The organism is Novosphingobium sp. BF6 (assembly GCF_058273105.1).
In genome coordinates this window covers 1791173-1810133 of record NZ_CM177775.1, presented here as the reverse complement: position 1 = coordinate 1810133, position 18961 = coordinate 1791173, and the positions used below count along the sequence as shown (strand labels likewise).

Sequence of the window (18961 nt, the reverse complement as noted above, 5' to 3'; positions counted from 1 at the left end):
CGATCCCATGCGCATTGCGATTGCTTCAGACCACGCCGCCGTCGACCTCAAGGCGACTCTGCGCGAATATCTCATCGAACTCGGCCACGAAGTAGCCGATCTCGGCCCAGAGACCGCCGACCGCGTCGATTATCCCGACTACGGCTACAAGCTCGCCTCGGTCGTTGCCGACGGCACCGTGCAGTTCGGCGTCGCGCTCTGCGGCTCGGGCATCGGCATCTCGATTGCCGTGAACCGCGATCCGGCCTGCCGCTGCGCGCTCGTTTCGGAGCCGCTCTCGGCTGCGCTCGCGCGGGAGCACAACGACGCCAACGTCATCGCCATGGGCGCCCGCCTGACCGGCGAGGACATGGCCAAGGCCTGCCTTGATGCCTTCCTTTCGGCCGAGTTCGGTGGCGGACGCCACGCGGGCCGCGTCGAAAAGCTTTCCAACCCCGTCTTCTGAAACGGAGAAACCCGAACATGACTGTAGACACCGCCATCCGTTCCGCCGGTTTCTTCACTGACGGCGTTGCCCAGAGCGACCCCGCCGTCGCCAAGGCCATCGGCCACGAACTCGGCCGCGAGCGCAAGCAGATCGAGCTGATCGCTTCGGAAAACATCGTCTCCAAGGCCGTGCTCGAAGCCCAGGGCTCGGTGCTGACCAACAAGTACGCCGAAGGCTACCCCGGCAAGCGCTACTACCAGGGCTGCGAACCTTCGGACGAAGTCGAAACGCTTGCCATCGAACGCGCCAAGCAGCTGTTCGACTGCCAGTTCGCCAATGTGCAGCCCCACTCGGGCGCGCAGGCCAACGGCGCCGTCCTGCTGGCGACCGTGAAGCCCGGCGACACCATCATGGGCATGAGCCTCGATGCCGGCGGCCACCTCACGCACGGCGCCCGCGCCGCGCTTTCGGGCAAGTGGTTCAAGGCCGTGCAGTACGGCGTGACCAAGGACACCCACCTGATCGACTACGATGAGGTCGAGGCTCTGGCCAAGGAACACCAGCCCAAGCTGATCATCGCCGGCGGTTCGGCCTATCCGCGCGTGATCGACTTCAAGCGCATGCGCGAGATCGCCGACAGCGTGGGTGCGCTGTTCCAGGTCGACATGGCGCACTTCGCCGGCCTTGTGGCCGCAGGTCTGCACCCCTCGCCCTTCCCGCACGCGCACATCGCAACCACCACCACGCACAAGACGCTGCGCGGCCCGCGTGGCGGCATGATCCTCACCAATGACGAGGCGCTGGCCAAGAAGATCAACTCGGCGGTGTTCCCCGGCCTTCAGGGCGGCCCGCTGATGCACGTCGTCGCCGCCAAGGCCGTGGCTTTCGGTGAAGCGCTGCGCCCCGAGTTCAAGGACTACGCCGCGCGCGTGATCGAGAATGCGCAGGTCCTCGCTGCGACCCTGAAGGAGCGCGGCGCCGCGATCGTTTCGGGCGGCACCGACACCCACCTCGCGCTGATCGACCTCTCGCCGCTCGGCGTGACCGGCAAGGATGCGGACGAAGCGCTGGAGCGTGCGGGCATCACCTGCAACAAGAACGGCATCCCCTTCGATCCGCTGCCGCCGATGAAGACCAGCGGCATCCGCGTGGGCTCGCCCGCCGGCACCACCCGCGGCTTCGGCCCGGAAGAATTCCGCGAAATCGGCAACATGGTTGCCGACGTGCTCGACGGCCTTGCCAAGTGCGGCGAAGCGGGCGACGCTCAGGTGGAGCAGAACGTGCGTGCGCGCGTTGAGGCTCTGTGCGATCGTTTCCCGATCTACGAGGACTGATTCAGGAGCCCTAGTGCCATGACCGACCCGAACCGCCCCCACGACTCCGGTGACTTCATTTCCGACGCCCGCCACGAGCTGGCCGGAATGCTTCAGGATGGTCTCGACCATCCGTCGACCAAGCCGGTGCTCGCCTGGGGCGCGGCCGGGGCGGTCGCGGGCCTCGTGCTGCCGTTCGTCTCGATCCCGCTCGGCCTCGCGGTCGGTGCGGGATACCAGTTCTACAAGCGCGTACGTCCCTGAAAGTTTTTGAAGTCTTGAAAGTAACCGACTGAATGCGCTGTCCTTTTTGCGCCCATGATGATTCCCAGGTCAAGGACAGCCGCCCGACCGAGGACAACACCGCGATCCGTCGTCGCCGTCAGTGTTCCAGCTGCGGCGCACGGTTCACGACCTTCGAACGCGTCCAGCTTCGCGAGATCACCGTCGTCAAGAGCGACGACACCCGCGAGCCGTTCGATCGCGCCAAGATCGAGAAATCGGCCACGCTCGCCTGCCGCAAGCGCGGGATCGAGCGGGAAAAGATCGACCAGCTCGTCTCCGGCGTGCAGCGGCAGGTCGAAACCCTCGGCGAATCCGAAGTCTCCTCGCGCGAGATCGGCGAGATGGTGATGGAAGGCCTGCGCCAGCTCGATTCGGTCGCCTATATTCGTTTTGCCTCGGTCTACCGCGCCTTCAACGAAGCGCGCGATTTCGAGGAATTTGCCGGGACGGTGCGCGATGTCGCGGGTCCGGGCGCCATGGAAGGTCGCAGCGATGACTGACGTAAAGAAGCCGGTCATCGTGCTGGTCCGCCCGCAGCTGGGCGAGAATATCGGCAAGGCCGCGCGTGCCATGCTCAACTTCGGCCTGACCGAGATGCGCCTCGTCGCCCCCCGCGACGGCTGGCCCAATCCCTCGGCCGGTCCCGCCGCTGCCGGTGCCGACGCGGTGCTGGAGCACGCGGAAGTGTTCGAGACGCTGGCCGAGGCGGTCGCCGATTGCGGCAATGTCTACGCCACCACCGTCCGCAAGCGCGGCGTCACCAAGCCGGTCGTCACGCCCGAGGAGGCGGCCCGTGAAGTGCATGAGGCGCAAGGTCGCTCGGCTTACGTGTTCGGCCCCGAGCGTTCGGGTCTGGAAACCGAGGACGTCGCGCTTGCCCGCGCGATCCTGACGGTGCCGATCAATCCGGAGTTCGCCTCGCTCAATCTGGCGCAGGCGGTGATCCTCTGTTCCTACGAATGGTCGAAGGGCGTGGTCGCCTCGGGCGAACTGGCGCAGCCCACCGTCGAGGAGCTGCTCCCCCCTGCCCCGCAGGAAGAATTGGAAGGCCTTATCGGCCACTTCGAGCAATTGCTCGAACCAAAAAACTATTTCTGGCCCGAAACGCGTGCGGCAGCCAACCGGCTGACCTTGCGCAACCTGCTGACGAAGCCGGGCTGGAATCACCTCGAAGTGCGCACCCTTCGCGGTGTGCTCTCTGCCCTCGGAAACGAGCGTCGCCCACGGAGTTGAGCCGTTTTCGGCTTATCCGCTTGACTTTCACCCCCGAGCCCGTATGGGGCACCCCTTCACATGGCGCCTGCCTTCTTGACAGGTCCGTCCATTCGGCCCCGCACCCCGGTGAAGCGGCGGCCGCATCCCGCATATTAGGCGGGATGGTGCGCCCCGGGACAACATGGACCGCCTCCACAGTGGAAGCGGCAGCAGAAAAGGAGACGACTTATGTCGAAGCGTAAAAGCGCCAAGTATAAACTCGACCGCCGCATGGGCGAGAACATCTGGGGTCGCCCCAAGAGCTCGGTCAACCGCCGCAGCTACGGCCCCGGCCAGCACGGCCAGCGCCGCAAGGGCAAGCTGTCTGACTACGGTCTGCAGCTCCGCGCCAAGCAGAAGCTCAAGGGCTACTACGGCGACGTAACCGAGAAGCAGTTCAAGGCTACCTACCAGGAAGCCTCGCGCATGAAGGGCGACACCGGCCAGAACCTGATCGGCCTGCTCGAACAGCGCCTGGACATGGTCGTGTACCGCTCGAAGTTCGCTCCGACCATCTTCGCGGCTCGCCAGATCGTTTCGCACGGCCACATCCGCGTGAACGGCGTGAAGTGCAACATTGCTTCGCGTCGCATCCGCGTCGGCGACGTCATCAGCCTGGGCAACAAGGCCAAGGAAATGGCGCTGATCATCGAAGCCCAGAACCTCCCCGAGCGTGAAGTCCCCGACTACGTCGCTCAGGACGGCACCGACAAGGTGACCTTCGTTCGCGTTCCGACGCTCGACGAAGTGCCCTACCCGGTGAAGATGGAACCGAACCTGGTCGTCGAGTTCTACTCGCGCTAAGTATCGGGTCCTCGGACCAGAAATAGGAAGGGCGGCTCCCACGCGGAGCCGCCCTTTTTTATTTATGCGCCGAAGCGATGAAAAACGCGGCAAATCGTGCGAGCTGTCAGGGAACGGACATGGAACTTGTGCATTGGACCATCACCATGTCCCGATATCGATTCATTACCCCAAACCGCACCGGCAAATGGTATCCCGACCTCGAAACCGCGAAGCAGTTCGCGGCAGAGATTGGTGCAGGATTCCTGGATTCCCGAACCGGCCGCTTCGTCGCCTACGTCGGCACCAAGCTGGAAATCGGCGCCCTTAACGATGACCTACAGGAAGGTCTGGAACCGGCCTGACGTAGCGGCATGAAAAAACCCGAGGGCACGTGCGCCTCTCGGGTTTTCTATTTCACCTTCCCGGTAGACGAGAAACCTATCCGTCTCGTCCGCCGAAATAATCCCGCCGAAAATCGACGGCGAATTGCACGAAGGTGCCTGCCGCGATCGCGTCACGCATGCCCTGCATGAGCTGCTGATAGAACGAGATGTTGTGCTCGGTCATCAGCATCGCTCCGAGAATTTCGCCGGAACGCACGAGGTGATGCAGGTAGGCCCGGCTGTAGGTGCCGCAAGTCGGGCATTTGCAGCGTTCGTCGAGCGGGTTGTTGTCCTCGGCATGACGGGCATTTCGCAAGTTCAGCGGGCCGTTCCAGGTGAAGGCCTGCCCGTTGCGGCCCGAGCGGCTGGGCAGCACACAGTCGAACATGTCCACCCCGCGCTCCACCGCACCTACGAGATCGTCGGGCTTGCCGACGCCCATGAGGTAGCGCGGACGATCCGCCGGAAGCTGGCCGGGTGCGAATTCCAGCGTGGAGAACATCGCCTCCTGCCCTTCGCCCACGGCCAGGCCGCCGATCGCGTAGCCGTCGAAGCCGATGTCTATCAGCGCATCGGCCGAGGCTTTGCGCAGGCCTTCATCGAGCGCGCCCTGCTGGATACCGAACAGTGCCGAGTTGGCGGCATGTTCGCCCCCCGCATCGAAGGCGTCGCGGCTGCGCCTGGCCCAGCGCATCGACATTTCCATCGAGCGCGCGATCACGTCGCGCGGCTGGTCGATCTTCGGGCACTCGTCGAAGCACATGACGATATCGGAGCCGAGCAGACGCTGGATTTCCATCGAGCGCTCAGGGGTCAGCAGGTGGCGCGATCCGTCGAGGTGGCTGGCGAAAGTCACGCCGTTTTCGGTGATCTTGCGAAGGTCCGACAGACTCATGACCTGATAGCCGCCGCTGTCCGTCAGGATCGGGCGGTCCCAGTTCATGAACTTGTGCAGTCCGCCCAGCCGCGCGACGCGCTCGGCGCCGGGACGCAGCATCAGGTGATAGGTATTGCCGAGCAGGATGTCGGCGCCGGTGGCGCGCACGTCCTGCGGCTTCATCGCCTTCACGGTGGCGGCGGTGCCGACCGGCATGAAGGCGGGCGTGCGGATCTCGCCGCGGCGCATCTTGATCGTGCCGGTGCGGGCCTTGCCGTCGGTGGCGTGGATGGAGAATTCGAAACGGGGGTTCATGCCCCGCCCGTTACAGACTTCAGAAGCCGTAGACCAGCGAGAAGCGCGAGATCGTGTCGGTTCGCAGCGATCCGTCCGGCGGCGAGGTTTCGTGCTCGATCGAATAGGACATCCGCGCCTTCAGCCCCTTGGCCATGCCGGCTTCCAGGCCGGTTGCCGAAGTGAAGGTACTGTTGCCGGTCTCGACATAGGAAGAGGCATCCTGCGTCAGCTTGATCGTCGGGCTCATCTGCCAGTCGAAATCGATCGAAGTCAGCGCCGACCATGTCGTCTCCTTGGGCACGGTGACATAGCGGGTGCGACGAAGCGCCGGGCCGATTTCCATCGACAGCGTCACGTTGTCGCGCTTGAGGACGCGGTAACCGAGACCGCCCGAGAGCGAGTAGCGGTCGAGGAACCCTTGGATGCGGTCCTTCTCGTATTGCATGCGGCCGTAGGTGAAGAGACCGTCGTTCAGGGTATAGCGCGGCTGGTAGCTGGCGCCGTATTGCTCCCGCGAAACGACGCCGCGATCCTTCTGGTAATCCGCGTTGAGCTGAACCGTATGCTGCCAGTTGAGCCCCTTGCGGTCGAGCTTGACGGCGCCGGTATAGCCGAAATTGCTGGTGTTGCCGGTCGCGCGGAAAGCGCCCAGTTCGACTTTGCCGGTCCAGAGCTCCAGCAGTGCGGCGCGGCGGATACGCTCGCGCTCGGCATTGGCCTTCTCCGCGATTTCGCGGGCGTTCGCATCGAGGAACGCCTGCTGCATCGTGCGGATTTCATCTTTATCGTAAGGCTGCGTGGATAGCGCGGCCTTGACGACGGCGGCGACGACGGCCGAGTCCTTGGTCTTTACCGCCGCCTCGATCATCGACTTCACATTGTCGGGAAGGCGCGGCGCCGGTGCGGCGATGAACGGCGGCGGCGCGACGTAATCGGGCAGCACCAGGCGCACCGGCAGTTCCTCGACGGGATCCACCGGCACGACTTCCAGTCCGGGAAAGAGGTGAAACTGAAATGCGTCGAACTGGTCCGACGGGAGAACCTGAGCCTGTGCGGGAAGGGCCGCAACCAGAGAAGAGGCACCCAACAAACCAACGAAACGCATTGTCATGAAACGATATTACCCACTCAGGCGCGCAGGCGCCAGCCCGTGCGGAAGATCCAGGCGATGAACGCGACACACAGGACCAGGAAGCCCAGGGTCATGCCGAGCGACAGCCCGATCGGGAAATCGGAACTGCCGTAGAAGCACCAGCGCAGCCCGTTCACCAGATAGACCACCGGATTGGCCATCGCCACCGAGCGCCAGGGCTCGGGCAGCAGGTCGATCGAGTAGAACGTGCCGCCGAGGAATGTGAGCGGAATGATGAACAGCACCGGAACGATGCCGAGCTTTTCGAAGCTGTCCGCCCAGATGCCGAGAATGAAGCCGAGGAGCGAGAAGCTCGCCGAAACCAGCAGGATGAACCCCAGTGCATAGAATGGGTGAGCGATCGTGTAGTCCACGAAGAACGTCGCGGTTATGAGAATTATTGCGGCCAGAATCAGGGATTTGGTGGCAGCAGCTCCCACGAAACCGATCAATGTCTCGGCCACGCCGACAGGCGCGGAGAGCAGTTCGTAGATAGCGCCGGTGAAGCGCGGCATGTAGATGCCGAAGCTGCCGTTCGAGGTGCTTTCGCTGAGCAGGGTAAGGAGAAGCAGGCCCGGCACGATGAAGGCGCCATAGTTCACCCCGGCCATGCCCGAATCCATCTTGCTGCCGATCGCCGCGCCGAACACGACGAAATAGAGCGTCGTCGTCAGCACCGGCGCCAGGATCGACTGCATGGCGGTGCGAAGGGCGCGCAGGACTTCGCGCTTGTAGATGGTCCAGGCGCTGCGTGCGTTGAAGGCGATCATGCCGCCGCTCCTTCCAGAAGGTCGACGAAGATGTCTTCGAGGCTCGATTCGCGGATGTCGATCGAAGTGTAGTCGATACCGTTCGCCGCGAGGTCCTTGGTCAGCCGGGCGACCTCGGCCTTGCCGCCACCCGCACCGTTACCGCCGCGATAGAGCAGTTCCTGCCCGCCATCGACGAGCGTGAGATTGTAGTCCGCCAGCACCTCGGGAACGACGGCAAGCGGCGTGGCGAGACCGATATGCGCCTCGGTGCGCCCCAGTCGCTTCATCAGCGAGCGGGTTTCCTCGACCATACGGATGCTGCCCGCCTGGATGATGCCGACGCGGTCGGCCATTTCCTCGGCTTCCTCGATATAGTGCGTGGTGAGGATGATCGTCGTGCCGCGGTCGCGAAGCTGGGCGATCTGCGCCCACATGTCACGGCGAAGCTCGACGTCGACGCCGGCGGTGGGCTCGTCGAGGAACAGCAGGTCCGGTTCGTGGGCGAGCGCCTTGGCGATCAGCACGCGGCGCTTCATGCCGCCCGAGAGCGCGCGGATCTGCGCCTTGCGCTTGTCCCAAAGGCTGAGCGCACGAAGGATTTCCTCGATCCGCGCGGGGTTCGGGGCAAGCCCGAAAAGGCCGCGCGAATAGTTCACGGAATGGAGGACCGTCTCGAACATGTCGGTCGCCAGTTCCTGCGGAACCAGGCCGATCCGCGCACGCAAGGCACGCCAGTTATGGGTCATGTCCTCGCCGAAAGCCCGCATGGTGCCGCTGGTCGGCCGCACCAGCCCGCAGACGGCGCCGATCAGCGTGGTCTTGCCCGCACCGTTCGGCCCGAGCAGCGCGAAGATCTCCCCCTTGTTGATCGTGAGGTCCACGCCCTGGAGTGCCGTAAAGCCCCCGGCGTAAGTCTTGGTCAGACCGCTGATTTCGAGAATGGGTTCCATGCCCCGCGTGATGCGCGAAACCGGTGACAGTTCCAAGTCCCCTCAGGGCAAAAGAAGACTGGAATCCCCGTAGGAATAGAAGCGGTAGCCCTCGGCTATGGCATGGGCATAGACTTCCTGCATCCGCTCCAGCCCCATCAGGGCCGAAACCAGCATGAACAGCGTGGACTTGGGCAGATGGAAGTTCGTCATCAGTCCGTCGATCGCCTTGAAGCGGTAGCCGGGGGTGATGAAGATCGAGGTATCGCCTTCGAAGGGACGAATCACATCGTCCTCGCCGGTCGCGCTTTCCAGCAGACGCAGGCTGGTGGTGCCGACCGCGATGACCCGGCCTCCAGCCGCGCGCGCGGCGTTGAGGCGGTCCGCCGTCTCGGCATCGATGCGGCCCCATTCGGCATGCATCTTGTGGTCCGCGGTTTCGTCCGCCTTGACCGGCAGGAACGTGCCCGCGCCGACATGGAGCGTCAGCGTCTCGCGCTTCACGCCTGCGGTGTCGAGCCGCTCGATCAGTTCGGGCGTGAAGTGCAGCGCGGCAGTCGGTGCGGCGACGGCGCCCTTCTCGCGCGCGAACATCGTCTGGTAATCGCTGGCGTCCTGCTCGTCCGTCTCGCGCTTGCCCGCGATATAGGGCGGCAGCGGCATCCGCCCTGCCCGCTCCAGCAGGACTTCGACCGGCTCGTCCCCTTCGAACAGCAGCGTCCAGCTGCCATCCTCGTGGCGCTCTTCGGCGAGCGCTGTGACGTCGGCGGGGAATTCGATGCGGTCGCCGGCCTTCAGGCGCTTGGCATTGCGGACGAAGGCCTGCCAGCGTCGCAGGTCGATGCGCTTGTGGAGCGTCGCGCCGATCCTGGCCTCGCCCCGCCGCCCTTCGAGCTGGGCGGGAATGACACGGGTATCATTGAAGACGAGGACGTCCCCGGCGCGCAGTTCGCCGGGAAGATCGCGCACAATGCGCTCGGTCAGCGGGCCTTCGTCGCGGCCCTGGACCACCAGCATCCGCGCCGAATCGCGCGGGCGCGCCGGGCGGAGGGCAATGTTCTCGGTCGGAAGGTCGAAGTCGAAAAGGTCAACGCGCATGGGGCGCCCCTCTAGAGGCGCGCTCCCTGCGCGTCACGCCTTTTCGCGAAGATCAGTTCGACTTCGAATTCGTCAGCTGATCGGCGGTGATCTTGGTCGGAAGCGGCGTGACCGGCGCGGGCGGCGGCGGCGCCTTGTTCTCGGACGCCAGCGAGGCTTGCACGATCTTGGTCGGGTTCTGTGGCGGCTCGCCGCGCTGGATCGCGTCGACGTACTGCATGCCCGAGATCACGCGGCCGAAGTTGGTGTACTTCCGGTCCAGCGAGAAGCGCGGGTAGAACACGATGAAGAACTGGCTGTTCGCGCTGTTCGGCTCGTTGGTGCGCGCCATCGACACGGTGCCGCGAACGTGCGGCATCGCGTTGAATTCCGCCGTCAGGTCGGGAAGCTGCGAGCCGCCCTGCCCGGTGCCGGTCGGATCGCCGGTCTGCGCCATGAAGCCGTCGATCACGCGGTGGAAGATCTGGCCGTTGTAGAAGCCCTGCGAGGCGAGCGTCTTGATCCGCTCGACATGGTGCGGCGCCCATTCCGGCATCAGACGGATCGCCACGCGGCCGCCGTCGGAAAGATCGAGCAACAGCACGTTCTCGGGCTGGTGGGTTACGTCGGGATCGACGAAAGTCGGCAGCGCCGCCACCGGCGGGGTCGGGGTCGGGTCTTCCTTCTTCTTGGCCAGAGCAGGCGTAGCCGCCAGCGCCAGGCCGATCATCGTCGCGGTAAGGGTCAGGCGAAACGTCATCGAATACTCACAGGAAGGAAGCCGCTCAGGCCAGGGGCGATAGTGCCCCGCTGCTGACGTGACAATGAATGAATTTGTCGCAATCGTTTCTCGGGCGTTCTCAGTAGTCGCCGAGAAGCCCGGTCTCGGCGATCCGGGCGACGACATCGGCGCGCACCGTGGGGCTGACGAACTTGGCGATCTCACCGCCGAACGTGGCGATTTCCTTGACCAGCTTGGAAGCGATCGGCTGGAGGCTGACGTCGGCCATCAGGAACACGGTCTCGATGCTCGGGTTGAGCTGCTGGTTCATTCCCGCCATCTGGTATTCGTACTCGAAGTCCGCAACGGCGCGCAGCCCCCTGATGATGACGCTGGCACCCTGTTTCTGCGCGAACTTCATGAGCAGCGCGTTGAAACCCACCACGCTCACGTTTTCGATCCCGAGCAGAGCCACTTCGCGCTCGACCATGGCCATGCGCTCCTCCGGGGTGAAGAGCGGGTTCTTCGACGGGTTCGTCGTCACCCCGATGATGAGCCGATCGACCAGCTTGGCCCCGCGCCGGATGATATCGGCGTGGCCCAGCGTGATCGGATCGAAAGTGCCGGGATAGACACCAACACGTTCCCCAAGGCTCATCAATGATCCCTCTCGATGATGTAGCGCGCCACCGCGCGCAGCAGGTCGGCTTCCTTGCCGTGCTGGGCGAGGTGACCGACGGCCTGCTCCACCAGCATGCGCGCCTGTTCGCGGGCGCGGTCCGGGCCGAGCAGCGAGACGAACGTCTCCTTGCCCGCCTCGGCGTCCTTGCCCACGGCCTTGCCCGCTACCGAAGCATCGCCTTCGTGGTCGATGAGATCGTCGGCGATCTGGAAGGCGAGGCCGATGTCGCGGGCATAGCCCCGAAGATGCGCGCGCCCTTCCGGCGGCAGGCGGCCCAGGATCGCCCCCATCTCCACCGCCGCGCCGAGCAGCGCACCGGTCTTGAGCTGCTGGAGCCGCGTGACGGTCTGGAGGTCGAACTCGCTGGTCTCGGCCACCAGGTCCATCATCTGCCCGCCCGCCATGCCCTGCGCGCCGCTGGCATGGCCGAGCGCCTGAACCAGTTCGATGCGGGTGAAGGGGTCGGCGCTGATGGCCGGATCGCCCAGCACCTCGAAGGCGAAGGCATGGAGCGAATCGCCCGCCAGAACCGCCGTCGCCTCGTCGAAGGCGAGGTGCAGGGTCGGCTTGCCGTGACGCACGGCGTCGTCGTCCATGCACGGCAGGTCGTCGTGGATCAGCGAGTAGACGTGAATCGATTCGATGGCGATGGCGGCGCGGATCGCCGCCTCGCGCACGACACCATACATCTCCGCTACCGCCGTCAGCAGCAGCGGCCGGAGCCGCTTGCCGCCGCCGATCGACGCATAGCGCATCGCCTCGACCAGTCGCGCGCGGGCATCGTCGGGCACCGGCAGCAGCGCGTCGAAAGCGCCGTCGATCTCCTCGGCGATGCGGGCAAGGCCTTCGGAGAGGATCGGATCGGTCACGGTGACCTCACCCACGAATCAGCGATCCGCCGCGTCGAACGGCTGGGTTCCGGTCGGAACCCCGTCCGGTCCGGCGACGATGCGCTCGATCCGCGCCTGCGCGGCGTCGAGCCGCTTCTGGCAGTGCTGGCGCAGCACTTCGCCGCGTTCGTAGAGCGTGATCGAATCATCGAGCGGCACGTCGCCGCTTTCGAGACGGCGCACCACGTCTTCCAGAGCGCGCAGCGCATCCTCGAAACTCATCCCGGCGATTTCGCCGATTTCGGCACTCTTCTCAGTCATGAGGCATGCAATGAAGCGCCCGCGTTCGCCGGTCAAGGCGGGATGCGGGGGGCCGCATCGAACCACCTCGACGATCGGCTCGATATCGCCTCGCTTTTCCGTCTAGCGAAGCGTTCAACTCGGCGCTAAGGCGCGTCGCATGTCCGAAATCACCCCCGATGTCGTCGAGGCCCACGGCCTCAATTCCGAGGAATACGAGCGGGTCCTGAACGCGCTCGGCCGAGAGCCCAACCTGGTTGAGCTCGGTATCTTCTCGGTCATGTGGTCCGAGCACTGCTCGTACAAGTCGAGCCGCTTCCACCTGAAGAAGCTGCCCACGAAGGCCCCCTGGGTCATCTGCGGCCCCGGCGAGAACGCCGGCGTGATCGACATCGGCGATGGGCAAGCCGCCATCTTCAAGATGGAAAGCCACAACCACCCCAGCTACATCGAGCCTTTCCAGGGAGCGGCCACCGGCGTCGGCGGCATTCTGCGCGACGTCTTCACCATGGGCGCCCGCCCGGTCGCCAACATGAACGCGCTACGTTTCGGCCGCCCCGAGCATCCGAAGATGAAGCATCTTGTGCAGGGCGTGGTCGAGGGCATCGGCTCCTACGGCAACTGCGTGGGCGTACCCACCGTCGGCGGCGAGACGAACTTCCACAAGGCCTACGACGGCAACATCCTCGTAAACGCCATGACCGTGGGCGTCGCCGATACGGACAAGATCTTCTACTCGGCCGCCACGGGCCTGGGTAATCCCATCGTCTACGTCGGCTCGAAGACCGGCCGCGACGGCATCCACGGCGCCACCATGGCCTCGGCCGATTTCGACGAGCATTCGGACGAAAAGCGCCCGACCGTGCAGGTGGGCGACCCCTTCACCGAAAAGCTTCTGATCGAGGCCTGCCTCGAACTCATGGCCACCGACGCCATCGTCGCGATCCAGGACATGGGCGCAGCCGGCCTCACCTCCTCGTCGGTCGAAATGGCCAGCAAGGGCGGCGCCGGCATTCGCCTAAACATGAACAACGTGCCCTGCCGCGAAGAAGCGATGACGCCTTACGAGATGATGCTCTCGGAAAGCCAGGAGCGCATGCTCATGGTGCTTCAGCCCGGCAAGGAAGCCATGGCCGAAGCGATCTTCAAGAAGTGGGAACTCGACTTCGCCGTGATCGGCGAAGTGACCGACACCGGCCATATGGTCCTCGAATTCAACGGCGAAGTGGTCTGCGACATTCCGCTCGGCCCGCTCGCCGACGACGCGCCGGAATACGAGCGCCCCTACGTCACGCCTGAGGAATACAAGGCCTGGGCCAAGGTTCCCGCCATGGGCGACGTGGCAGAGAGCGCCGACATCGGCGCCGACCTGCTCAAGCTGATGGGCACGGTCGACCTCGCCTCGCGCAAGTGGATCTGGGAACAGTACGACAGCCAGGTCGGCGGCGACACGATGCAGAAGTCCGGCGGCGACGCGGCGGTGGTGCGCATCCACAATACGCCCAAGGCGCTGGCGATCAGCACCGACTGCTCGCCCCGCTATTGCTATGCCGATCCCTACGAGGGCGGCAAGCAGGCCGTGGCCGAGACCTATCGCAACATCAGCGCGGTCGGCGGCCTTCCGCTCGCCATTACCAACTGCCTGAACTTCGCGAATCCGCAGCGCCCCGAGATCATGGCGCAGATCGTCGGCTGCCTGAACGGCATGGGCGACGCCTGCCGCGCGCTCGATTATCCGATCGTTTCGGGCAACGTCTCGCTCTACAACGAATCGAAGGCCACCGGCGGCGGCTCGGCGATCCTGCCGACCCCGGCGATCGGCGGCGTCGGCCTGCTGGCCGACCACGAGAAGATGGCGACCGTGGCCTTCAAGAACGCCGGAGACGAAATCTTCGTGCTCGGCGGAGTCGAAGGCAAACTGGGCAGCCACCTCGGTCAGTCGCTCTGGCTGCGCGAGATCGCAGGGCAAGAAGCCGGTGACGCCCCCAAGGTCGACCTCAAGGTCGAGGCCGAAAACGGCGCCTCGATCCGCGACTGGATCGCTACCGGCAAAGTGACGGCTGTCCACGACGTCAGCGACGGCGGCCTGCTCGTCGCCCTCGCCGAGATGGCGCTTGCCAGCGGCCTTGGCTGCAACCTCGAAGTGGAACTGACCACGGCGGAAGCATTCGGCGAAGACCAGAGCCGCTACGTCGTCAGCGCGCCTGCCGGAACGGAGCTTCCCGGCGCCGTCCGCATCGGCACGGTCGCGGGCACCAAGGTCGCGGGCAACGAAGTCACCGCGCTTCGCGAAGCCAACGAGGCTTTCTTCAAGGACTGGATGGAGGCCTGACCGCCTCCTCCCTCTGAAGCGAAATCTAAAGGGCGCCCCCAGTGGGCGCCCTTTTTCGTTTCGGATTCAGTGACCGCCGGTAGTCGACGCCAGCACGTTAACTGTCAGCGCCAGAATGCCGAGGTTGAAGGCAAACGCGAACAGTCCGTGGAAGGTAGAAACCCGGCGCACGGCGGAATCGGTGATCTCGATATCGGCGGTCTGGCAGGTCATGCCGATCACGAAGGCGAAGTTCACGAAGTCCGCGAAGTCTGGCACGCAATCGCCTGGAAAATCGAGACCTTCATGGTCCGATCCGCCGCGCGAGGAATAGTATAGCCGCGCATAGTGGAAGGCGTAGATCAGGTTGGCGAAGGTCCAGCAGGCCAGCAACGTGACCACCAGCAGCGCGATCTCACCCGGCACGAGACTCTTGTTGTCGAGCACGAGCGTACCGAGAGCGGCGAGAATGATCGAGGAGATCACCCCCGTCAGCAGGAGCAGCATGACCTGCCCCGCATCGTCGCGCTTGGCCTGACGCCGCATGAGATCGGGATTGCCGTCCCGCCACAGCGGAATGCAGCTCAGCACGAAAACGATGACCGCAAGATCGAAGGCGGTAACGACCGTCTCGACCACTGGCATTATCGCCAGCAGCGGCCAAGGCGAGACAGCCAGAACCCCGAGAAACAGAAGATAGCGCGGGTGCGACAGCCGGTTCAGGAAGGAATCTCGCCCGGCCATCGCATCTCGCTCCTTTATGCGCGAACCCATTCCTGCTCGTCGATACCGAGCAGGCGCAGCACGCTGGTAAGGTCGCCCCGATCGACCCAGCCGTTGGCCGCGGCGCGGGCCTTGGGCTTGGCGTGATAGGCGATACCGTAAGTCGCCGCTTCCAGCATCGGAATGTCGTTGGCGCCGTCGCCCGTGGCAAGGCTGGCGACATCGCCGCCCAGCGCCGCCACTTCCGCGAGCAGCGTCGCCTTCTTGACCGCGCTGTCGACGATCGGCCCGGCGAGGCCGCCGGTCAGCTTGCCATCCGCCACTTCCAGCCGGTTGCCGACGACATGCTCGAAGCCTAGCTGCGCCGCGACAGGGTCGGCGAAGTGGTGGAAGCCGCCCGTCACCAGCACGGTGCGACAACCAAACTTCTTCAGCGTCTCCACCAGCGTAAGCGCACCCGGCATCGGCCTGATGCGGGTGGCGAGGCATTCCTCGATGGCATCGACCGACAGTCCCTTGAGCAAGCCGACTCGCTCGCGCAGGGCCTGTTCGAAGTCCAGCTCGCCCTGCATGGCGCGCTCGGTGATCTCGGCGATGCGGTCCTTGAGACCGGCGAAATCGCCCAGTTCGTCGATGCACTCCTGCCCGATCATGGTCGAATCCATGTCGGAGATGAACAGGCCGGGGATCGTCGGCTCATGATCGCAGACGAGGCCGTCGGTCGGCGAAAAATGGTCGTCCAGCGCCTTGCGCAGCGCCGCGGCATCCTCGTCGGGAGAGGCGATCTGCATTGTCTTGCCGCAGAAATCGAGCATCGCCGCCGAAGCCAGCCTTACGCCGCTTTTCTGCATTTCGGCCCGCGCCGCATCGATTCTTGCCGAGAGGTGGTCCGGTTCTGCTATCAGCCGCGCAATGAGCACTGCGAATTCCCTTGAAGCTGCGTATGAAAATTCCACTGGCGGCCGCGAAAAGCCACCGCTCGCGCTCATCGCAGGGCCGACCGCCAGCGGCAAGAGCGATTGTGCCGTGGCGCTGGCGCAGGAACTCGAACGGCGGGGACAGAGAGCGGTCGTGGTCAATGCCGACAGCTCGCAAGTCTATGCCGACCTGACCGTCCTCAGCGCCCGCCCCACGCCCGAGGACATGGGCGGGATCGAGCACCGCCTGTTCGGCGCCTGGGACGGCACCGAGACCTGCTCCGCCGCTGAATGGGCCCGCGCCGCGCGCGAGACCATTGCCCAGATCCACGAGGAAGGCGCCGTACCCGTTCTCGTCGGCGGCACCGGGCTCTATATACGTACGCTTCTGGACGGCATCGCTCCAGTCCCGGCGATCGATCCCGCAGTCCGCGAGACGGTGCGCGCCCTGCCCGTCGCCGAAGCCTATGCAGCGCTGCAAATCGAGGACCCCGAACGCGCCGCGCGCCTCGCTCCGGCGGACACCACCCGCATCGCCCGTGCGCTCGAAGTCGTACGCTCGACAGGGCTTCCAATCGCCCACTGGCAGGCGCAGACCAGCGGCGGGATCGGCGGTGATGTCACGGTTCGCGCCGCCATCCTCCTGCCCGAACGGCAGGCGCTCTACGCCCGCTGCGACTTGCGGTTCCAACGCATGATCGAACGCGGCGCCCTTTCCGAAGTGGAGACGCTGCTCGCCCGCAATCTCGATCCCGACCTGTCGGTGATGCGCGCGATCGGCGTGCCCGAGCTTGCCGCCGTGCTGCGCGGAGAAACCACTTTGGAGGAAGCGATCGCTCGCGGATCGCAGGCCACCCGCAATTACGCCAAGCGTCAATTCACCTGGTTGCGCCATCAGCCGCCGCAAGATTGGACAAGGCTTGAGTTCGAATATTTCGACGAAAAATCACTCAGAGATAGATTATTTCAGGTTATGGGGTTGACGTAATATTTTCGTCCCCTTAGAGCGCCCTCACCTGCTGATGAAAGTATGCGGGTAGGAGAGGGAGGACCCGGCACGGCGCCCGTCGTGTCGGGTCGGTTTCATTATAGTTCGCCATGAAGCGAACTGTGGTTTTTTTGGTAATGTGCACCGCAATCGGTGCGCAATATTCGAAGGGCAGCCCATCCCTCGGGAAACGCCCACGAGTCGGAAAAGGAAAGTGTTGTGACTGAAGAGCGCAGCGGCGCGAACATCCTGGTCGAAAGCCTGGTCAAGCAGGGGGTCGAATTCGTATTCGGTTATCCCGGCGGTGCCGTGCTACCGATCTACGATGCTCTATTCGGCGACGAGCGACTTCGGCACATCCTGGTCCGTCACGAAGCCGGCGCGGCTCACGCTGCCGAAGGATATGCGCGTTCGACCGGCAAGCCCGGCGTCGTTCTGGTCACCTCCGGTCCCGGCGCAACCAATGCCATCACCGGCATTGCCGACGCCTTCATGGATTCGATTCCGCTGGTCATCATCACCGGCCAGGTCCCGACCGCGCTGATCGGCTCGGACGCGTTCCAGGAAGCGGACACCGTCGGCATTTCGCGCCACTGCACCAAGCATAACTACCTGGTGAAGGACCCGGCCGACCTTGCCGCGACCATCGACGAGGCATTTCAGATCGCCACCTCGGGCCGTCCGGGTCCGGTGCTGATCGACATCCCCAAGGACGTCCAGATCGCCAGCGCCGTCTGGAACGACACGCCGACGCAGCGCCGCCAGCGCTACGCCCCGCGCACCGAAGGCACGGCGGACGAGATCGCGCAGGCCGTCGACCTGATCGCCAGGGCCAAGGCCCCGGTGCTCTATACCGGCGGCGGCGTCATCAATTCCGGCCCGCGGGCTACCGAGCTGCTGCGCGAGCTGCAGGCGAAGACCGGCGCGCCCGTCACCTCGACGCTGATGGGCCTCGGCGCCTTCCCGGCCGACCATGCCGACTGGCTGGGCATGCTGGGCATGCACGGGACCTACGAGGCCAACCTGGCGATGAACCAGGCCGACCTGATCGTCTGCATCGGCGCCCGTTTCGATGACCGCGTGACCGGCCGCCTCGACGCCTTCGCGCCGAATTCGACCAAGATCCACATCGACATCGACCGCGCCTCGATCAACAAGACGGTCCGCGTCGACCTGCCGATCATCGGCGACTGCGCCACCGTGCTCGACCAGATCCTGACGCTCTGGGGCGACCGCAAGGCGCAGGACCTCGCGCCGTGGAAGGCCCGTGTCGAGGAATGGCGCGGCAAGAACAGCCTCTACTTCCCGCTCTCTGGCAAGGCGATCATGCCGCAGCTTGCGGTGCAGCGCCTGTTCGAGCTGACGAAGGACAAGGACCCGGTCATCTCCACCGAGGTCGGCCAGCACCAGATGTGGGCGGCGCAGTACTTCCACTTCTTCGGCCCGAACAAGTGGCTGACGTCGGGCGGTCTCGGTACGATGGGCTATGGCCTGCCCGCCGCGATCGGCGCGCAGCTCGGCAATCCGGACAGCCTCGTCATCGACATCGCGGGCGACGCCTCGATCCAGATGAACATCCAGGAACTGGGCACCGCCACGCAGTACCGCCTGCCGGTCAAGATCTTCATCCTCAACAACGAGTGGATGGGCATGGTCCGGCAGTGGCAGGAGCTGACCTACGAGAGCCGCTATTCGCAGTCCTATTCGGACAGCCTGCCGGACTTCGTGAAGCTGGCCGAGGCCTATGGCTGGAAGGGCATCCGCATCGAGAACGAAAGCCAGCTCGATGCCGGCATTCAGGAGATGATCGACTACGACGGTCCCGTCATCGTCGATTGCCTCGTCGCCAAGGAATCGAACTGCTTCCCGATGATCCCCTCGGGTGCGGCCCATACGGACATGATCCTCTACGGCGATACCGTCGCCGGCACGATGGACGACGAAGCCAAGGCTCTGGTCTGAGAACGCGCGCGCAGG

General features: G+C 64.8%; 21 protein-coding genes. 10 read left to right on the top strand and 11 right to left on the bottom strand.

All coding sequences use genetic code 11. The annotated features are described in order from the left end of the window. Positions 1-7: 7 nt before the first annotated feature. The 7 genes from rpiB to AC4D6D_RS08930 all read left to right on the top strand — a co-directional run bounded on the left by rpiB (position 8) and on the right by AC4D6D_RS08930 (position 4427). Positions 8-445, top strand: a complete 438-nt coding sequence (rpiB, locus tag AC4D6D_RS08960; protein ID WP_147220528.1) for a ribose 5-phosphate isomerase B — start codon at positions 8-10, stop codon at positions 443-445. 17 nt (positions 446-462) lie between these two features. After that, positions 463-1761: a serine hydroxymethyltransferase gene (gene glyA, locus AC4D6D_RS08955; protein WP_147220527.1), complete on the top strand. Its 1299-nt coding sequence runs from the start codon at positions 463-465 to the stop codon at positions 1759-1761. Between the two features lie 18 nt (positions 1762-1779). Further along, on the top strand, positions 1780-2004 hold the full coding sequence (locus tag AC4D6D_RS08950; protein ID WP_491325000.1) for a hypothetical protein: 225 nt from the start codon (positions 1780-1782) through the stop codon (positions 2002-2004). 32 nt (positions 2005-2036) lie between these two features. Beyond that, positions 2037-2525, top strand: coding sequence for a transcriptional regulator NrdR (gene nrdR / locus AC4D6D_RS08945; protein WP_147220525.1), 489 nt, complete (start codon positions 2037-2039; stop codon positions 2523-2525). Further along, positions 2518-3258: an RNA methyltransferase gene (locus AC4D6D_RS08940; protein ID WP_491324999.1), complete on the top strand. Its 741-nt coding sequence runs from the start codon at positions 2518-2520 to the stop codon at positions 3256-3258. Before nrdR ends, AC4D6D_RS08940 begins: the two co-directional genes overlap by 8 nt. 210 nt (positions 3259-3468) lie before the next feature. Continuing rightward, the gene (gene rpsD / locus AC4D6D_RS08935) at positions 3469-4083 is read left to right on the top strand and encodes a 30S ribosomal protein S4 (RefSeq protein ID WP_086490306.1); all 615 of its coding nucleotides are present in this window, start codon (positions 3469-3471) and stop codon (positions 4081-4083) included. 119 nt (positions 4084-4202) lie between these two features. Next, positions 4203-4427, top strand: coding sequence for a hypothetical protein (locus AC4D6D_RS08930; protein ID WP_491324998.1), 225 nt, complete (start codon positions 4203-4205; stop codon positions 4425-4427). Between the two features lie 76 nt (positions 4428-4503). Here AC4D6D_RS08930 and tgt read toward each other — a convergent pair whose 3' ends face one another. From tgt to AC4D6D_RS08885, 9 genes are all read right to left on the bottom strand, one after another. After that, positions 4504-5640, bottom strand: coding sequence for a tRNA guanosine(34) transglycosylase Tgt (gene tgt / locus AC4D6D_RS08925; protein WP_491324997.1), 1137 nt, complete (start codon positions 5638-5640; stop codon positions 4504-4506). Positions 5641-5659: 19 nt separating this feature from the next. Further along, positions 5660-6733: a DUF481 domain-containing protein gene (locus AC4D6D_RS08920; RefSeq protein WP_491324996.1), complete on the bottom strand. Its 1074-nt coding sequence runs from the start codon at positions 6731-6733 to the stop codon at positions 5660-5662. Positions 6734-6750: 17 nt separating this feature from the next. Further along, a complete protein-coding gene (locus AC4D6D_RS08915; RefSeq protein WP_147220522.1) occupies positions 6751-7524 on the bottom strand; it encodes an ABC transporter permease in 774 nt (257 codons plus the stop codon). Continuing rightward, the gene (locus AC4D6D_RS08910; protein ID WP_147220521.1) at positions 7521-8456 is read right to left on the bottom strand and encodes an ABC transporter ATP-binding protein; all 936 of its coding nucleotides are present in this window, start codon (positions 8454-8456) and stop codon (positions 7521-7523) included. The genes AC4D6D_RS08915 and AC4D6D_RS08910 overlap by 4 nt, the downstream gene beginning before the upstream one ends. Before the next feature lie 42 nt (positions 8457-8498). Next, positions 8499-9533 (bottom strand): tRNA preQ1(34) S-adenosylmethionine ribosyltransferase-isomerase QueA, encoded by a 1035-nt coding sequence (queA, locus tag AC4D6D_RS08905; RefSeq protein ID WP_491324995.1) that lies wholly within the window; start codon positions 9531-9533, stop codon positions 8499-8501. A gap of 52 nt (positions 9534-9585) precedes the next feature. Next, complete coding sequence (locus AC4D6D_RS08900) at positions 9586-10272, bottom strand: peptidylprolyl isomerase (protein ID WP_147220519.1); 687 nt, start codon at positions 10270-10272, stop codon at positions 9586-9588. A 100-nt stretch (positions 10273-10372) separates the two neighbouring features. Next, complete coding sequence (gene coaD / locus AC4D6D_RS08895) at positions 10373-10891, bottom strand: pantetheine-phosphate adenylyltransferase (RefSeq protein ID WP_147220518.1); 519 nt, start codon at positions 10889-10891, stop codon at positions 10373-10375. Next, entirely contained in the window at positions 10891-11799 is a 909-nt protein-coding gene (locus tag AC4D6D_RS08890; protein WP_147220517.1) for a farnesyl diphosphate synthase, read from the bottom strand. The genes coaD and AC4D6D_RS08890 overlap by 1 nt, the downstream gene beginning before the upstream one ends. Positions 11800-11802: 3 nt before the next feature. Next, on the bottom strand, positions 11803-12066 hold the full coding sequence (locus AC4D6D_RS08885; protein ID WP_491324994.1) for an exodeoxyribonuclease VII small subunit: 264 nt from the start codon (positions 12064-12066) through the stop codon (positions 11803-11805). A 139-nt stretch (positions 12067-12205) separates the two neighbouring features. On the opposite strand from AC4D6D_RS08885, the gene purL reads away from it, so the two are divergent. Next, positions 12206-14377 carry a phosphoribosylformylglycinamidine synthase subunit PurL gene (purL, locus tag AC4D6D_RS08880; RefSeq protein ID WP_491324993.1) on the top strand — a complete coding sequence of 724 codons (2172 nt, stop codon included), beginning with the start codon at positions 12206-12208 and terminating at the stop codon, positions 14375-14377. Between the two features lie 66 nt (positions 14378-14443). Here purL and AC4D6D_RS08875 read toward each other — a convergent pair whose 3' ends face one another. Further along, positions 14444-15100: a DUF1345 domain-containing protein gene (locus AC4D6D_RS08875; RefSeq protein WP_491324992.1), complete on the bottom strand. Its 657-nt coding sequence runs from the start codon at positions 15098-15100 to the stop codon at positions 14444-14446. 14 nt (positions 15101-15114) lie between these two features. Next, on the bottom strand, positions 15115-15999 hold the full coding sequence (gene serB, locus AC4D6D_RS08870) for a phosphoserine phosphatase SerB (protein ID WP_491324991.1): 885 nt from the start codon (positions 15997-15999) through the stop codon (positions 15115-15117). On the opposite strand from serB, the gene miaA reads away from it, so the two are divergent. Continuing rightward, positions 15992-16984 (top strand): tRNA (adenosine(37)-N6)-dimethylallyltransferase MiaA, encoded by a 993-nt coding sequence (miaA, locus tag AC4D6D_RS08865; RefSeq protein ID WP_491324990.1) that lies wholly within the window; start codon positions 15992-15994, stop codon positions 16982-16984. The genes serB and miaA overlap by 8 nt on opposite strands. Positions 16985-17203: 219 nt before the next feature. Next, positions 17204-18946, top strand: a complete 1743-nt coding sequence (gene ilvB, locus AC4D6D_RS08860; RefSeq protein WP_491324989.1) for a biosynthetic-type acetolactate synthase large subunit — start codon at positions 17204-17206, stop codon at positions 18944-18946. Positions 18947-18961: the final 15 nt, after the last annotated feature.

Bases quoted from the DNA above. Each gene is read 5' to 3' on its own strand.
- rpiB (WP_147220528.1), top strand. From the start codon at position 8: ATGCGCATTGCGATTGCTTCAGACCACGCCGCCGTCGACCTCAAGGCG.
- glyA (WP_147220527.1), top strand. From the start codon at position 463: ATGACTGTAGACACCGCCATCCGTTCCGCCGGTTTCTTCACTGACGGC.
- AC4D6D_RS08950 (WP_491325000.1), top strand. From the start codon at position 1,780: ATGACCGACCCGAACCGCCCCCACGACTCCGGTGACTTCATTTCCGAC.
- nrdR (WP_147220525.1), top strand. From the start codon at position 2,037: ATGCGCTGTCCTTTTTGCGCCCATGATGATTCCCAGGTCAAGGACAGC.
- AC4D6D_RS08940 (WP_491324999.1), top strand. From the start codon at position 2,518: ATGACTGACGTAAAGAAGCCGGTCATCGTGCTGGTCCGCCCGCAGCTG.
- rpsD (WP_086490306.1), top strand. From the start codon at position 3,469: ATGTCGAAGCGTAAAAGCGCCAAGTATAAACTCGACCGCCGCATGGGC.
- AC4D6D_RS08930 (WP_491324998.1), top strand. From the start codon at position 4,203: ATGGAACTTGTGCATTGGACCATCACCATGTCCCGATATCGATTCATT.
- tgt (WP_491324997.1), bottom strand. From the start codon at position 5,640: ATGAACCCCCGTTTCGAATTCTCCATCCACGCCACCGACGGCAAGGCC.
- AC4D6D_RS08920 (WP_491324996.1), bottom strand. From the start codon at position 6,733: ATGACAATGCGTTTCGTTGGTTTGTTGGGTGCCTCTTCTCTGGTTGCG.
- AC4D6D_RS08915 (WP_147220522.1), bottom strand. From the start codon at position 7,524: ATGATCGCCTTCAACGCACGCAGCGCCTGGACCATCTACAAGCGCGAA.
- AC4D6D_RS08910 (WP_147220521.1), bottom strand. From the start codon at position 8,456: ATGGAACCCATTCTCGAAATCAGCGGTCTGACCAAGACTTACGCCGGG.
- queA (WP_491324995.1), bottom strand. From the start codon at position 9,533: ATGCGCGTTGACCTTTTCGACTTCGACCTTCCGACCGAGAACATTGCC.
- AC4D6D_RS08900 (WP_147220519.1), bottom strand. From the start codon at position 10,272: ATGACGTTTCGCCTGACCCTTACCGCGACGATGATCGGCCTGGCGCTG.
- coaD (WP_147220518.1), bottom strand. From the start codon at position 10,891: ATGAGCCTTGGGGAACGTGTTGGTGTCTATCCCGGCACTTTCGATCCG.
- AC4D6D_RS08885 (WP_491324994.1), bottom strand. From the start codon at position 12,066: ATGACTGAGAAGAGTGCCGAAATCGGCGAAATCGCCGGGATGAGTTTC.
- purL (WP_491324993.1), top strand. From the start codon at position 12,206: ATGTCCGAAATCACCCCCGATGTCGTCGAGGCCCACGGCCTCAATTCC.
- AC4D6D_RS08875 (WP_491324992.1), bottom strand. From the start codon at position 15,100: ATGGCCGGGCGAGATTCCTTCCTGAACCGGCTGTCGCACCCGCGCTAT.
- miaA (WP_491324990.1), top strand. From the start codon at position 15,992: ATGAGCACTGCGAATTCCCTTGAAGCTGCGTATGAAAATTCCACTGGC.